Origin of the sequence: Acinetobacter sp. 22323 (assembly GCF_052044895.1) — a bacterium.
GTDB classification, from domain to species: domain Bacteria; phylum Pseudomonadota; class Gammaproteobacteria; order Pseudomonadales; family Moraxellaceae; genus Acinetobacter; species Acinetobacter schindleri.
Map to the genome: position 1 here is coordinate 69,588 of NZ_JBQEOL010000006.1, position 14,591 is coordinate 84,178.

Sequence of the window (14,591 nt, forward strand, 5' to 3'; positions counted from 1 at the left end):
TCTCCTGAATCCCTATTTACGTACTTTGATTGAGAAGAGACCCTGAGGACGCAGCATCAGGATAATAATGACTGTAGCCAGTGTCAGGACTTTAGCGACAGAACCAGAAAGGAAGAATTCCAGAATAGATTGTGCTTGCGCGATACTGAATGCAGAGGCAACGGTGCCAAGCAAGCTTGCAGCGCCGCCGAAGACCACGACTAAGAATGTATCGACGATATACAGCGAACCGGCTGTAGGACCAGTAGAACCGATGGTTGTGAAGGCTGCACCGGCAATACCTGCAAGCCCACAACCCAAGGCAAAGGTTAAGCTATCAACACGTTTGGTATTGATCCCGACAGCACCACTCATAAAGCGGTTCTGGTTGGTTGCACGAAGCTGTAAACCCCAGCGTGAACGGTAAATCAGAAAGTAGACAAATGCAGTGACACAGAGGGTAACGCCCACCAAGAATAGACCGTTGATTGGAATATCGATGGCTTCCGTCGGTTGATAAGAACCCATTAACCAGTCAGGTAAAGTCGGGCTGACTTCCTTAGGGCCGAAAATAGAACGGAACAACTGTTGCATGATGAGGCTTAAGCCCCATGTTGCAAGAAGTGTATCGAGTGGCCGTTGATAGAGCCGGCTGATCATGAGCCGTTCCACCATGTAACCGATAATGCCTGCTGTGAGGAAGGCTGCAATGATTGCAATCAGAAAATAGTAAGGTAAGAGTTGAGGGAAAAAACTTTCAGTCAGTGTGGAAATGAAAAATGTCGTATATGCACCAATGGTCAGAAACTCCCCATGTGCCATGTTAATTACGCCCATTTGCCCAAAGATAATTGCAAGGCCGAGCGCCATCAATAACAGCACACAGAACACAGAGAGACCATTAAAGCCTTGCATGGCAAATATTGCACCGAATTCTGCAAATGATAGATCCATCGCATCATCCTCCAAGCTTTAAAAAATTGTGTGGAATAAAAAGATCAGGAGAATGGCTTCCCCTGATCATGTGGCTGTTAACTCAGTAACCTTTAGGGAATGGGTTTGGTTTGATTAGACCTTTAGACTCGTAAACCACTTTAAATTGGCCATTTGGTTGCACTTGACCAATACGTGATTTGCTCCATAAATGGTGGTTCGGGTCAATTTTTACGTAGCCTTCAGGCGCGTTTTTCATTTCTAGGCCTTTAGATGCGGCAGTCACTTTCGCGACATCGAAGCTACCGGCTTTTTCAACTGCGGCTTTCCATAACCATGGACCAAGGTAGGCTGCTTGTGTTACGTCACCTACCACCGCTTTAGGGCCATATTTCGCTTTAAAGGCTTTTACGAATGCAGCATTATTGGGGTTATTCAGGCTTTGGAAATATTTCATTGAAGAGTAGAAGCCCTTCATGTTTTCGCCGCCAATCCCCAGCAATTCATCTTCAGTCACTGAAAGGGTAAGCAGTGTCTGTTTGTCGCCTGTTACGCCCGCAGCTTTCATTTGTTTGTAGAAGGATACGTTTGAACCGCCCACGACTGCTGCAAAGATGGCATCTGGTTTACGCAGTTTGGTTTTGTTGATGAGGGAGCCGAATTGTGTATGGCCCAATGGATAGTATTCTTCACCAACCACTTTACCTTTCAGTACTTTTTCGATGTGGGTACGGGCAATTTTCATGGTGGTACGTGGCCAGATGTAATCAGAACCAATCAGATAGAAGGTTTTGGCTTTTTTCTCTTTTGCCAGCCAGTTCAGTGCTTCAAGTACCTGTTGAGTTGCTTCCTGACCAGTGTAGATCACGTTTTTAGACTGCTCTAAGCCTTCATAGAAGGTTGGGTAATAAAGTAGAGAGTTGTTGCGTTCAATAATTGGCAATACGGCTTTACGAGAGGCTGAAGTCCAGCAACCGAAAATTGCAGCAACACGGTCTTTTTCAGACAATTTACGTGCTTTTTCTGCAAAGGTTGGCCAGTCAGAAGCACCATCTTCCTGAATAATTTTGATCTGTCGACCAAGTACACCGCCCTTTTTATTGATCTGTTCAATGGCCAGACGTTCTGCCTGGATTGAACCGGTTTCAGAAATCGCCATGGTGCCGGTTGCTGAATGCAACTGACCCACATACACAAACTTGTCATCGACTTTAAGTTTGGTGGTATTGACCTTTGCTGTTGCAGGAACGCTGGCATTGGTCAGTGCTGGTGCCAGCAGGAATGGAACAGCAAGTAAACCTGCCAGTAATCCAGATGTCTTTACTTTTGATTTCAAGCTCATGTCGGGTTCCCCTATAGAATTAGATGTGCTGATGCGCATAATCATTGGTTTGCGCTTGGTATGGAACTAAGCCTAAGGGGAGTTAAAAAATGAGCATATACGTCACTTTACGTATATAACCTTCAGTCGGATTATTTTTAGATACTGATAGGCTGGGCATAGTTATTGCTTTTAAGAGCAGATATTTAGCTTTATTTGATCTGTATGGACCCAACAGAGAATACCAGTCAGGCACCGCAGCGCGTCATTCATACCCGGCGTAAATACAATACCTGGGTGATCGATGAAAGTATTGAGGATTACGCCCTGCGCTATGCGCCTAAATCCGTCCGGAAATGGTCACTATGGACAGTGACCAACACGGCGCTTGCAGCCGTCAGTTTCCTGGCAATGGAGGCACTTGGAGCAACCATGCTCTGGCAATACGGTTTCAGTAATGCTTTCTGGGCACTGGTGGTTGTGGCAATTATCATTTTCCTGACCAGTTGGCCGATCGGCTATTATGCTGCCCGTTATAATGTCGATATTGATTTACTGACCCGTGGTGCCGGATTTGGCTATATTGGCTCCTCCATTACCTCGGTCATTTATGCCAGTTTCACCTTTATCTTTCTCGCCTTTGAAGCCGCTATCATGGCGCTGGCATTGGAGTTAGGCTTAGGGATACCCTTGAGTATTGGCTATCTGATTTCAGCACTGGTGATTTTGCCATTGGTGGTCAAAGGTATTGGCTTCATCAATAAGGTGCAGGCTATCACCCAACCACTCTGGTTATTTCTGCTTTTATTACCATGGTGCTTTGTCTTGGTGAAACAACCTGATTTGATCAACAATCTTGCATTCATTGAGGGCGCAAAAAGTCAGAGCGCTGCCTTTAATCTGTCTTTTTTTGGTGCATCCTGCACGGTGCTCTTTGCCTTGATCACCCAGATCGGAGAACAGGCGGATTATCTGCGGTTTTTACCCGATAAAAAACATATTCAGCGTAAATGGAATTGGGCAGTCTTTTTAGGTGGACCAGCTTGGATTCTAGGCGGATTTATCAAGATATTCATGGGTATGCTACTTATGGCGCTGGCAATGCAGTATCTGGTTGCCGATTCCGAACTGAGTAACCCCAATTATCTGTACTGGATTGCATATCAACAGGTGGTCAATCATCCCGGCATCGCTTTATTTCTGACTGTTCTATTTGTCTGCGTCGCTCAGATCAAGATTAATGTTACCAATGCTTATGCAGGGTCATTGGCCTGGTCGAACTTTTTTGCGCGTCTGACGCATAGCCATCCAGGGCGCGTAGTCTGGCTGGTATTCAATATCTTTATCGCTTTGCTGTTGATGGAGCTAGGGGTAATCCATGCGGTGGAGCGTGTGCTTGGCTTATACAGCAACGTGGCCCTTGCCTGGATTGGTGCCATTGTTGCGGATCTGATGATCTGTAAACCACTGGGACTGAGTCCAAAAGGAATTGAATTTCGACGGGCCTATCTATATGACATTAATCCGGTTGGAGTCGGTAGCCTGATCATTGCATCGGTCTTATCCATGCTGTGTTACTGGGGCGTTTTTGGCGAGATTGCCCGGTCCTTGGCCGGCTTTATCGCACTCGGTACGGCGATGTTATGTGTACCGCTAATTGCCTGGTTTACCAAAGGTAAATATTACTTGGCACGTCAAGAAAAGCCTGAGCTGGAACTGGTCGAAACCCAAACCTGTGTAGTCTGTGAGCATGATTATGAAACTGCAGACATGGCCAGTTGTCCAGCCTATAGCAGTCAGATCTGTTCTCTGTGCTGCACGCTTGAAGCACGTTGTCATGATCTGTGTAAGCCGCATGCACGCTGGTCTTCACAGCTCAGAGTTTTTGCAGCCTGGTTCCTGCCGAAATACTGGGTACAACATATTAATACCCGATTGAGTCTGTATATCCTGCTGATTTTTGTCTTGGGCGTGGTGTTGGCAGTTAGTCTGAGCCTGATTTATTTACAGGAGTCTGCCAGCCTGGGTGCTTTGTCACAGCAGCAGGATGCGCTGACAATGCTGTTCGTCAAAATCTATGCCGTACTGTTCCTGCTACTGTGTGTAGCCGCCTGGTGGTTAGTGCTGAATGATGAAAGTCGACGTCAGGCACAGCTGGAAAGTAATACCCAGACTCAACTGCTGATGGATGAGATTGAAGCGCATAAAGTTACCGATCGCCAGTTGCAGGATGCCCGCATTCAGGCTGAAAAGGCCAATGAAGCCAAAAGCCGTTATGTGATTGGTATCAGTCATGAATTACGAACACCGTTGAACAGTATTCTCGGTTATAGCCAGCTACTGCAGAAACAGGAAAAACTGTCTGAACAGGGCGAATCTGCCCTGGGCGTGATTAGCCGGAGCGGTCAGCATCTGACTTCTCTAATTGATGGTCTGCTGGATTTGGCACGGATTGAAACTGGTAAGATTTCTTTGGAAAATTCCAATATCGACCTGCCAAAATTTCTTAAACAGATCGTGCATATATTCGAGCCACAGTTTGCCCAAAAGCAGCTGAAGTTTGATGTGGAGATCAGTAGCAAGATTCCACAGTATGTCCGTATTGATAAAAAACGTCTGGAACAGATACTGATTAATTTGCTGGGTAATGCTTTGAAATTTACCCTGGAGGGGGGAGTCAAATTTAAGGTCGATTACCGTTTTCAGACCGCTTATTTTGAAATTCAGGATACTGGTTGTGGGATTGCTGAGTCGGATGTTGAGCGGATCTTCCAGCCTTTTGAACGTGGTCGTAATGTGGTACAGGGCAGTTTTGCCGGCACGGGTTTAGGGCTGCCAATCGTGAAGCTTCTGGTCGATATTCTTGGTGGCGAGCTGACCCTGAGTAGCCAGTTAAAACAGGGTTCAGTCTTTAAAATAAAACTGTATTTGCCTTCTAAATCCCTGATCCATCCGATCGCTGACGTTGCCTCTAATACTGTAACCGGTTATACCGGAGAACGCCGTAAAATACTGGTGGTTGATAATGAAGCGACCGACCGTGGCTTGGTTCTGAATTTTCTTAAACCCTTAGGTTTTATTTTAGAAGAGGCAGAATCAGGTTTAGCCTGTTTGCGTCAGGTTCCAGAATTTAATCCTGATCTGATTTTGATGGATTTGAGCATGCCTTTACTGGGCGGCTGGGAAACGGCGAAATTGCTGCGCCAGAATAAAATCACCAATGTACCGATTATTATTATTTCCGCAGATGCCAATGAGCGGATGATCAATCCGGAAACCGATGTTCTCAACGAAGACTTTTTAGTAAAGCCGGTCGATCTCAATTTATTATTAAACAAGATTGGCGATAAGCTGGGCTTAAGCTGGCTTCATCAGCATGAGCAGCAGACAGAACAAGAACAGCCTTCTGATCAGAAAGCACAGATCTCCACGCTGGTGGTTGAAAGCGAAAATGAACTGAACCCATCCATTTCATTGTTGAATGTGGCAGAGGTGGTCATTCAGTTGGAACAGTATTTAAGTATTGGTTTTATCCGGGGGGCAAAAGATGTCCTGCATGAATGTGGCCAGCACTTTGAACAATATAACGATATATGGCATCAGATTGAGCAGGATTTAAAACAATTTGATTTTAAAAGAGCAATTCAGCGACTTCATGAGCATGCAGATGTGCTGAAGTAGGGGTAAGGTGGACATGTTGGAAAGTATTTTGATTGTGGATGATATACCTGAAAATCTAAGTCTATTGCATGAGAGCCTGGATCAGGCTGGCTATCAGGTACTTGTGGCGACCAATGGATTTGATGCAATTGAAATTGCGCATCGCATTCAACCCGACATGATCCTGCTCGATGGCAGTATGCCGGAAATGGATGGCTTCGAAACCTGCACCCAGCTTAAGGCCAGTCCAGTAACTGAACATATCCCGGTGATTTTTATGACGGGTCTGACTGAAACCGAGCACATTCTTAAAGGCTTTCAGGCAGGTGGGGTAGATTACGTAACCAAGCCTTTAAATATTGATGAAGTTCGGGCACGAGTAAAAACCCATTTGTTACAGGCTCGTTTAATGCATCAGCAGCGACAAATGCTGGATGCAACCGGCAGTGCGATTCTATCGCTGAATCTGGAAGGTGAAATTATCTGGCAGACCCCAATCGTCAGTGAATTACTGAAAAATCATCAGGTGGATGTACAGCATTTTCAGTCCAGTTTAAATCAGTGGCTACAGGACTTGCTCAAGCAGCCAGATCAAGCACACTTACTGCATGGTCAGTACGGTCATGGCCATCAGCAGTTACAGCTTAACCTGCTCACCAAACTGTATGCAGGGCATATCTCTAAACATGTATTGGTGCAGTTGAAAGAGCAGACCCAAATGCCGAGCGCAGAGGAAATCGCGCAGGCTTGTCCCAACCTGACACCGCGTGAAGCAGAAGTGATGCATTGGGTCACGATGGGGAAGACCAACCGGGATATTGCCGAGATCCTGCAACTCAGCCCACGGACGGTAAACAAGCATCTTGAGCATGTCTTTGAAAAGCTCTATGTAGAAACACGGACGGCTGCGGTATTGCATGTCATGTCAGCCTGTCAGAATCAGGCAGTGGCTTAGTTTTCCCTTAGTAGAGAAATCTTTTGGAGGATTTACAACCTCACCCTAACCCTCTCCTAGAAGGAGAGGAGACTTAAAATTTTTATTTAGATCTCGGTATTTTCATTCCAGAGGAAATAGCCGCCATACTGACTTGGTCTAAACTCACCACCAATTTCTTTTCCTTGCTCAGTTAGAAGGTGTTTACCATTTTCATTGAGTTTTAGAAAACCTTTCTCTGTCATCTTATCGAGCAAATCAGCTGTTTTAATTTTGTGCTTTGCGGCGAGTTTAGACGTGGTAAGTCTAGAAAAAGTATTACTTTCTTCATCTACCTCAGTTTCTTTAGAACCAGATTCATTTTTCACTTCATCTAGACTAATTCGGACTTCTTCACTGATACGTATAACCCGCTGAGCTTCCTCGTAGGCTTCTTTAAAGACAATATCATCTTCGTATTTGCGAACCAGAATGCCCATCTCATTATTATTGACCTGACTAAACTCATAGAGATTTAAGCTTGAGATAATACATTCAGACTCATTGAGATAGCATTTAGCATGTAAGTTCTTACAGAAACTAAGACGGACATAATCAAGTTTTTGCAGCCATTTAATCTCTTCTGGATGTAGATCGCTCTTCCCATATACGATGCGAATATCAATTTTTAGCCGATCTTTATCTTCTAATAATTCTTTAATTCGATCATTCAAACGCAAGTATGGACTAATCAGGATTAAACGTTCTTTTGCACTCTTAATCAGCTCTTCCAGGAAGAAATTCGTTGCGCTAGTATTTAAAAATTTTGCCATCGTTTCCCTCTAATCTATTTTTATTGTCTGCGGTATATTAAATGATAATTTTTATAAAATTGAAGATTTATTCAACTTTCAAATAAACTCCACTCGCCGACACATTATGACCAAAACCACAACTCATGATGTTAGTTTCTTTTACATGAAGCTGCTGCCCAACTTTTGAATCAAATTTAAAATCCAAATCAATTTTACAGTCATCTGCACGATAGCTGGTTTGAGTTTTATTAAATGGCATGGTGGTCTGGAATTCACCGATATTTGGTCCATAAATCAGACTGCGAATTCCCATATATAAGCCATTAAATTCTATTGCATAGGACTTTGCAGTACGTTTCACTTCAATAGTATTCCATTGCCCAAAACCCGCGTAACGTACATATTTTCCAGACAGGTGAGAACTTTGCCTTGGGGCAGGAAGCTGTTTCAAGTTGAACTGGCTGTTTTTAGCGTCAGGATAGACAGAAAACCAGGCACGTGCCCATTGCGGTTTGCCTAGTTTGGCATAACTCAGACCAACATTATTAAACGCAGTACTAATTGCGTGCTCGGTAAAAGCAATGCCCCCATCTTCCACATTCATACTGCAAAAGCTTGACCATGCTGCCTGTTGTTCAAACTGTTCAACGGCCTGAGCATACTGTTTCTGATCATAGAATTGCTTGCCAGTGGCTGCATGGCTTTTGACCTTGGCACAACCAGCCCGTAATTCCTGTTGAAAGGGGGTATCTGAAAAACAAAGAGGACTCAAAGCAGTCAGAGCGATAGTAGCTAAAGATTTATACATGGTTTGCTCAGTTTTAATTCTTATTCTGAATAAAACACACAGCATACTTCAAGTAAATATTGGTCTTGTGATTAGAAGAGATTTCCTTCGATTTTGAAAGTTTCGGGAAACTGATAGACATCGCAATTATGTCCGGTACCAATCCGGTCAACCACGGCAAAATCACTGGGTGCCTCTAGGGTCAGCAGGGGATGATGCCAGGTACCTACCCGGTAATTGACCCCCTGTGTCCCATCTGTAATAAATGCACAAAGCTGAGACAGATCCGGAGTATCTGTATCCAAATTTGGCGCAACGATAATCAGGAACTTTTGTCCCTGCATGGGGATAAAGGCTTGAGAACCATTCGGATGTCGTTCCAGCATGGAGATTTCAAAAGGAATTTGAGTACTTTTAATATTTCTAAAAATACTGATCCCCGCTTTGGCATCTCCCATAATTTCAGTCATCACCAGTGCATGATAACGCTCGGTATGTGCATCGTTGATATGGAAATAGTCATTACCCTGACAGCTGATGACTTCACCAAAACGAGCAAAGTTTTCACTGGTTAATAGCTGAATTTGGATGGTATTTTTCATTCTTTTATATTCCTTTTGCTCGTATTTTTATGACAAGACTTTCTTGATTAATCTCACTATTTTATCCCTGTATATTAAGTAAGCAAGAAGGATACTTTGATGAAAATGTGAGTAGAAAGTAAATGAGCGAATTCGATCTGTCAGAAAGTATGGATAAAGTTTGGCAGTGAACCCGATTCTGAGATCAGGTCCACTGCCATCTGTTAAAACAGCTGTTCGATTGACCATCCTGTGGAGAGGGAGGGTCAATCGCATTAATCAGCTACCTTTCCCCATAAACGGATACGGCTAATACCGCCATCAGGAATCATATTCACACGGATATGTGAAATCTTTTCATGTGCCAGAATTTCATTGATAAAGCTATGCACATGATCCATCTGCATGGGCTGGGCTTCAAGCAGGAAAGGCCAGAACATACTTTGTGGAATCAGTTGCGGATCAGTCGCATCTTCTATATAGACAGCTTGAATGGAGACTTCTGCTGGATAGTTGCCTTTGAAGTGTGCAGTATCAATATCAATTTTTTCAATTTTTCCAGCTTGGCCTAAAGCCAGAATACACCAGTCAAAACCTGGAGCACGGCGGCGTTTAGTTTCCCAGCCATCGCCCATATTGATGCCACGGCCTGGGTTAATCAGGTTACGTGGATGACCAAAATGCGCATCACTATATGCAATCACACGTCCGCCATTTTCCAGTGCCAGCAGATCCAGAGTTTCATTGCTGTCTTTTAACTGAATCTGGACCTCCCCATAAACGCGTAGACGAGCTACACCACCATCCGGGTAGATATTTAAACGCAAATGGGTATAAGTGTTTTCTGAAGCAACTTGAAAAATATGATGCTGGCTTGGCCCTAATATACTGTTTGGTAAAATTTGGTGCCATTCAACCTGCTCCAGGTTCTGATCTGGTGCATAGCAGGCTTCAACTGCAGCGGAGGCAGGATAGTTGCCACTAAAAAAAGTGGTATCAATATCCAGTGCACTAATTTTTCCCGCAACACCGAGCTTTACAATTACCCAGTCATAGCCGGCATGACGCTTGCGGCGGGTTTCCCAACCATCCATCCATTTGCCATGATCATCGAACTTATCTTCGACAAAAATAGGTGCTGTAAATTGGAGCATGCGCTGTGCTTCAGCAAAAAAATCATCTGAACATTGCAATACTTTTGCACCAATACGTTCATCTGCCAGATTAGTAAGTTGCTGTAACTGTGCAGGTATTTCAAAAGCAGGTGCAAACAGGGTCGCCATATCAATCTTCCATTCTAAATTTATTCAACTGTCATTTTTTACGGGCTAAAGATAGCCAATGCCCTGTTTTTTTCTCCCCAAAACAAGGCAGTACTTTAAAAAATAATGCACAGCATGTGCCAACTTGAATCTGGGTATTTGAAACTATTCGGAAAATGGCACACTTTTCGCTTTGTCTCCCTGAGATGGATCAACATTTATGAACTTAGGGGGAACAATGAATATCACCATTATTGGCGCCGGGATGGCGGGCTTAACCACAGGCATTGCATTAAAGAAGTTCGGACATCAGGTCAGCATTTATGAGCAGGCCGAACAGATTTTGCCCGTGGGTGCTGCGATTTCTCTCTGGTCCAATGGGGTGAAATGCCTGAATTATTTAGGTTTAACTGACCAGGTCGCCCAACTGGGCGGGCAGATGGATAATCTGGCTTATGTTGATGGTCTGACTGGCGATGTTATGACCCAGTTCAGCCTTTATCCGCTGATTGAAGAAGTGGGGCAGCGTCCATATCCGGTCTCTCGTGCCGAATTACAGAATATGCTGATGGATGAATTTGGTCATGCTGATATTCATCTCGGTAAAAAAATGGTGGCGCTCAATGATGATGGACAACAGGTTACCGTTAGCTTTGCAGATGGTTCAGAAATTCAAACAGACTTGCTGGTTGGTGCCGATGGAACCCATTCCATGACCCGCGCTTATGTGCTCGGTGAAACTGTATCGCGTCGATATGCCGGTTATGTGAACTGGAATGGTCTGGTTGAGGTATCGGAAGATTTAGCCCCTGCTGATCAATGGACCACTTTTGTCGGTGAGGGCAAACGTGCTTCACTGATGCCGGTTGCAAATAACCGTTTCTACTTCTTTTTTGATGTGCCATTGCCAGTAGGACTGGAGAATGAGCGTAGCCAATATAAAACATTACTCAAAGAATACTTTAAAGACTGGTGTCCTCAGGTTCAAAAGCTGATTGAGGCAATTGATGAGCAGCGTACCAATCGTGTCGAAATTCATGACATCGAACCATTTGCCGATTTTTATAAAGGCAATGTCGTCATTGTCGGCGATGCAGCCCACAGTACAACGCCGGATATTGGTCAAGGCGGTTGCCAGGCGATGGAAGATGCGATCTATCTGGCTCGTGCACTTCAGATCAATACACTGGGATTACAGGACTCATTACGTCGCTATCAGAATAAACGCAATGAACGTGCAAATGAACTGGTGCTGCGTGCGCGTAAGCGCTGTGATGTCACTCATATGAAAGATAAAGAGGTAACAATGGAATGGTATGAAGAATTACGTCGTGAAAATGGCCCACATATTATGAAAGGCATTATTAGCAATATTATCGGTAACCCTTTGGACTGAAACTTGTATGAAAATTCATGATAATAAGCATATAAAATAATAACAATGATTGATCAGCAGAAGGGCGTAAGCCCTTTTTTTTTATCTCTGTACTTTCTTGTTGCAGTCAGTTTTTAATATAGAAAAATCTAAAGTGAATTTTGATCCAGGTTCAGCTGAAGCAAGACCAGATTACGCCACTGACCAAATTTTTCTCCCACCTGTGGCATATAACCCGTTTGAATAAAGCCAAGTTTTCGATGCAAATGAATGGAGGCTATATTTTCCGAATCAATTGCTGCCACCATGATATGCATGCCCTGCCTGCTGGCAATTTCCATCAAGCGCAATAACAACTGTTTTCCTATCCCTTGACCAGTATAGTCAGGATGTAGAAAGACCGCATGTTCAATTGTTTTAGAGAAACCCTGAATACTACGGAACTCATCATAATTGGCATAGCCAATGATTTTAGCTGTAGGCTGATGTTCTGCAACGAGTACCGGATAGCTCTGATCTTGAAGGGTTTTGAACCAGGCCTGTATATCTGACCATGCCATCGCAGTATGGTTCCAGGTGGCAGTACCGTTGATAATCTCCTGATTATAAATATTAAGGATACTTTCAAGGTCGTCTATATTGGCTGTACGGATCTGAACTGCACTCATTGAACCATCTACTGATTAAGTTAAATTAAAGAAATAAAAAAAAGCAGAACCGAAGTTCTGCTTTTAAGATAACATCTCTTAGAAGTGATACTTCACAAGAGCGCTGACATCGTGTTGGTCTAAACCTGGAATACCATATTTGTTATTCCACACAGAGTGCTCGACACCTAAGTAAAGTTTAGTCTCAGGAGAAATATGTTTGCCCAGATTCCATTTGTATTGTGAGGTCCAGTTTAATTCACTTGCGTGATCTTTTTCAGCAGTTGACCAATCCAGGAAAGCATCTGCCAGGAATTCTTCAGAACCGATTTTAAATGGCACTGCATAAGTGATGGTCATTTGATAATCATCTGGTGTGTCATCGTTGTCAGCTTTGTAGAAATTGATATTCGCATAACTTGTGTATGGAATATCAAGTGCAAAACCAATACCATATAAGTAGTTGTTAAAGTCAGTATTAGCGCTAGCGCTGCCTTCCCAAGTTGTCGCGATAAGAACGTCTTTAATTGGACCCAATTCAAGTTTTTGACCTGTTACAGCGCCCAGGCTTAAACGTGGTGCAACTTCGAAATAGGTTTCATTACCAAAGTCAGTATTACTACGGTCAGCAAAAGCAAAAAAATCGCCATACTTAAGACCTGCTGCATATTCAGCAGTAATCGTGGTCTGTTTGTTGTCATCACCTGCAAAAGGGACAGCATAGTTTTCACCATACAGACCTGTTAAGCTAAAGTCTTGCCAGATAGGTGCTGCTTGAGTAACAGCCGCAGTAGAAGCCAATGCACAAAGTGCTACGATTTGTTTAAGTTTCATTTAATATCTCTCCCCCAAGAAAGCAGATAAAGCATACAGATTAATAAGTAAAAATAAAGTGAAAATTGATCGCTAACCAACATTTATATATGCAATATTCCGACCAACTTTTTTAACCCAGGTTTAGTGGTGGCTATCTACTGCCGGTTCAGCATTGGCCAAAGTCTTAGTCTTAAACCAGTTTAAATGGTTGAATAAGATATTCAGTAAAATGGCCATTAAACAGGTTGAACTAATACCAGAGTGGAATAAAGTTTGAACCCATTTTGGAAAATCTGCATAAAAACTATGATCAATAATAGGCACCATGCCGGCAGCGATTGACGTTGCTACAATGATCAGGTTCTTTTGCTCGTTATAGTCAATCTTCGCTAAGGTACGAATACCACTGGCTGCAACTGTTCCAAATAACACCAAGCCTGCACCCCCCAGCACCGGTACGGGAATAGACGCAATTAAACGGCCCATAATTGGTAGCAAGCCCAGTACCACCAGAATAATGCCGCCTGCGGTCACAACAAAACGACTCTTAACTCCAGTAATCGCTACCAGTCCAACATTCTGTGCAAAAGCACTTTGCATAAACGAACCGAAGATAGGGGCTGCGGCACTCGACAGCATGTCCGCACGCAAGCCATCAGAAATACGGTCAGCATCGACTTTGGTGCCAACAATTTCACCAACTGCAATAATATCAGCCGTGGTTTCAGTCATGATCACCAAAGTCACAATCAACATGGAAAGAATGGCTGTCAGTTCAAAAGTAGGTATGCCAAAAGCAAAAAAACTCGGGAATTGTAACCATGCACCATCTGCCACTTTAGAAAAGTCACCAAAGCCGATTAAACCTGCAATTATGCTTCCTAATACAATAGATAGCAGAATGGACAAACGACGTACTGTGGCATTACTGGATAAATTCAGCAAAATCACAATAGCTAAGGTCATTAGCGCCAAGCTAACATTTTCTGCACTACCCCAGTTTTCAGCATTTTTGTTGCCACCCATCATCCAGCGTACTGCAACTGGCAGTAAGGACAGACCAATGATGGTGATCACACAGCCAGTGACTACCGGTGGGAAAAACCGGATAATTCTAGAGAAATAGGGTGCCAGGAAGAAACCGATCAGACCAGAGACAATTACAGCGCCATAGACTGCCTGCAATCCTCCTCCGGTGGTCACGATCGCCACCATAGTGGCTACGCCAGCAAAAGATACCCCTTGTACCAAAGGCAAACGAGCACCGACATATTTTACGCCTGCTGTTTGTAAAATCGTTGCCAGGCCACCTACAAATAGTGCTGCGGCAATCAACAGACCGATTTCCATACCACTCAGGCCTGCAGCAGTACCCACAATCAGGGGTGGGGCAATAATACCGCCATACATGGTCAATACATGCTGCAAGCCATAAGCCGCACTTTTTCCAACCCCTAAAAATTCGTGTTCGGGTGAGACAGTTTTTTCTTGTTCTGACATAT

General features: G+C 43.8%; 12 protein-coding genes. 3 read left to right on the forward strand and 9 right to left on the reverse strand.

Going from position 1 to position 14,591, the window contains the following annotated elements; translation table 11 throughout:
• Positions 1-12: 12 nt before the first annotated feature.
• Positions 13-933, reverse strand: a complete 921-nt coding sequence (gene urtB, locus ACTJIX_RS05675) for an urea ABC transporter permease subunit UrtB (RefSeq protein WP_000365952.1) — start codon at positions 931-933, stop codon at positions 13-15.
• An 82-nt stretch (positions 934-1,015) separates the two neighbouring features.
• Entirely contained in the window at positions 1,016-2,254 is a 1,239-nt protein-coding gene (urtA, locus tag ACTJIX_RS05680; RefSeq protein WP_151723161.1) for an urea ABC transporter substrate-binding protein, read from the reverse strand.
• Positions 2,255-2,458: 204 nt separating this feature from the next.
• On the opposite strand from urtA, the gene ACTJIX_RS05685 reads away from it, so the two are divergent.
• Both ACTJIX_RS05685 and ACTJIX_RS05690 read left to right on the forward strand, forming a co-directional pair.
• Entirely contained in the window at positions 2,459-5,914 is a 3,456-nt protein-coding gene (locus ACTJIX_RS05685; RefSeq protein WP_440611261.1) for a hybrid sensor histidine kinase/response regulator, read from the forward strand.
• Positions 5,915-5,927: 13 nt separating this feature from the next.
• A complete protein-coding gene (locus ACTJIX_RS05690; protein WP_008305806.1) occupies positions 5,928-6,848 on the forward strand; it encodes a response regulator in 921 nt (306 codons plus the stop codon).
• A gap of 86 nt (positions 6,849-6,934) precedes the next feature.
• Here ACTJIX_RS05690 and ACTJIX_RS05695 read toward each other — a convergent pair whose 3' ends face one another.
• The 4 genes from ACTJIX_RS05695 to alc all read right to left on the reverse strand — a co-directional run bounded on the left by ACTJIX_RS05695 (position 6,935) and on the right by alc (position 10,272).
• Positions 6,935-7,639, reverse strand: a complete 705-nt coding sequence (locus ACTJIX_RS05695; RefSeq protein WP_071320140.1) for a phospholipase D family protein — start codon at positions 7,637-7,639, stop codon at positions 6,935-6,937.
• A 67-nt stretch (positions 7,640-7,706) separates the two neighbouring features.
• Entirely contained in the window at positions 7,707-8,429 is a 723-nt protein-coding gene (locus ACTJIX_RS05700) for a hypothetical protein (RefSeq protein WP_440611262.1), read from the reverse strand.
• A gap of 71 nt (positions 8,430-8,500) precedes the next feature.
• A complete protein-coding gene (locus ACTJIX_RS05705) occupies positions 8,501-9,010 on the reverse strand; it encodes an ureidoglycolate lyase (RefSeq protein ID WP_440611263.1) in 510 nt (169 codons plus the stop codon).
• Positions 9,011-9,264: 254 nt separating this feature from the next.
• Complete coding sequence (alc, locus tag ACTJIX_RS05710) at positions 9,265-10,272, reverse strand: allantoicase (RefSeq protein ID WP_440611264.1); 1,008 nt, start codon at positions 10,270-10,272, stop codon at positions 9,265-9,267.
• 217 nt (positions 10,273-10,489) lie between these two features.
• On the opposite strand from alc, the gene hpxO reads away from it, so the two are divergent.
• Positions 10,490-11,647, forward strand: a complete 1,158-nt coding sequence (gene hpxO / locus ACTJIX_RS05715) for an FAD-dependent urate hydroxylase HpxO (protein WP_048882163.1) — start codon at positions 10,490-10,492, stop codon at positions 11,645-11,647.
• Between the two features lie 128 nt (positions 11,648-11,775).
• Here the strand turns inward: hpxO and ACTJIX_RS05720 are convergent, their stop codons facing one another.
• The 3 genes from ACTJIX_RS05720 to ACTJIX_RS05730 all read right to left on the reverse strand — a co-directional run bounded on the left by ACTJIX_RS05720 (position 11,776) and on the right by ACTJIX_RS05730 (position 14,589).
• Complete coding sequence (locus ACTJIX_RS05720) at positions 11,776-12,294, reverse strand: N-acetyltransferase family protein (protein WP_440611265.1); 519 nt, start codon at positions 12,292-12,294, stop codon at positions 11,776-11,778.
• A gap of 78 nt (positions 12,295-12,372) precedes the next feature.
• Positions 12,373-13,107, reverse strand: a complete 735-nt coding sequence (locus tag ACTJIX_RS05725) for an outer membrane protein OmpK (RefSeq protein ID WP_440611266.1) — start codon at positions 13,105-13,107, stop codon at positions 12,373-12,375.
• 123 nt (positions 13,108-13,230) lie between these two features.
• Complete coding sequence (locus tag ACTJIX_RS05730; RefSeq protein WP_108619336.1) at positions 13,231-14,589, reverse strand: nucleobase:cation symporter-2 family protein; 1,359 nt, start codon at positions 14,587-14,589, stop codon at positions 13,231-13,233.
• Between the last annotated feature and the right edge of the window lie 2 nt (positions 14,590-14,591).

Coding starts and splice junctions, on each gene's coding strand:
- urtB (WP_000365952.1), bottom strand. CDS start 933: ATGGATCTATCATTTGCAGAATTCGGTGCAATATTTGCCATGCAAGGC.
- ACTJIX_RS05730 (WP_108619336.1), bottom strand. CDS start 14,589: ATGTCAGAACAAGAAAAAACTGTCTCACCCGAACACGAATTTTTAGGG.
- hpxO (WP_048882163.1), top strand. CDS start 10,490: ATGAATATCACCATTATTGGCGCCGGGATGGCGGGCTTAACCACAGGC.
- alc (WP_440611264.1), bottom strand. CDS start 10,272: ATGGCGACCCTGTTTGCACCTGCTTTTGAAATACCTGCACAGTTACAG.
- ACTJIX_RS05695 (WP_071320140.1), bottom strand. CDS start 7,639: ATGGCAAAATTTTTAAATACTAGCGCAACGAATTTCTTCCTGGAAGAG.
- ACTJIX_RS05725 (WP_440611266.1), bottom strand. CDS start 13,107: ATGAAACTTAAACAAATCGTAGCACTTTGTGCATTGGCTTCTACTGCG.
- ACTJIX_RS05705 (WP_440611263.1), bottom strand. CDS start 9,010: ATGAAAAATACCATCCAAATTCAGCTATTAACCAGTGAAAACTTTGCT.
- ACTJIX_RS05700 (WP_440611262.1), bottom strand. CDS start 8,429: ATGTATAAATCTTTAGCTACTATCGCTCTGACTGCTTTGAGTCCTCTT.
- urtA (WP_151723161.1), bottom strand. CDS start 2,254: ATGAGCTTGAAATCAAAAGTAAAGACATCTGGATTACTGGCAGGTTTA.
- ACTJIX_RS05720 (WP_440611265.1), bottom strand. CDS start 12,294: ATGAGTGCAGTTCAGATCCGTACAGCCAATATAGACGACCTTGAAAGT.
- ACTJIX_RS05690 (WP_008305806.1), top strand. CDS start 5,928: ATGTTGGAAAGTATTTTGATTGTGGATGATATACCTGAAAATCTAAGT.
- ACTJIX_RS05685 (WP_440611261.1), top strand. CDS start 2,459: ATGGACCCAACAGAGAATACCAGTCAGGCACCGCAGCGCGTCATTCAT.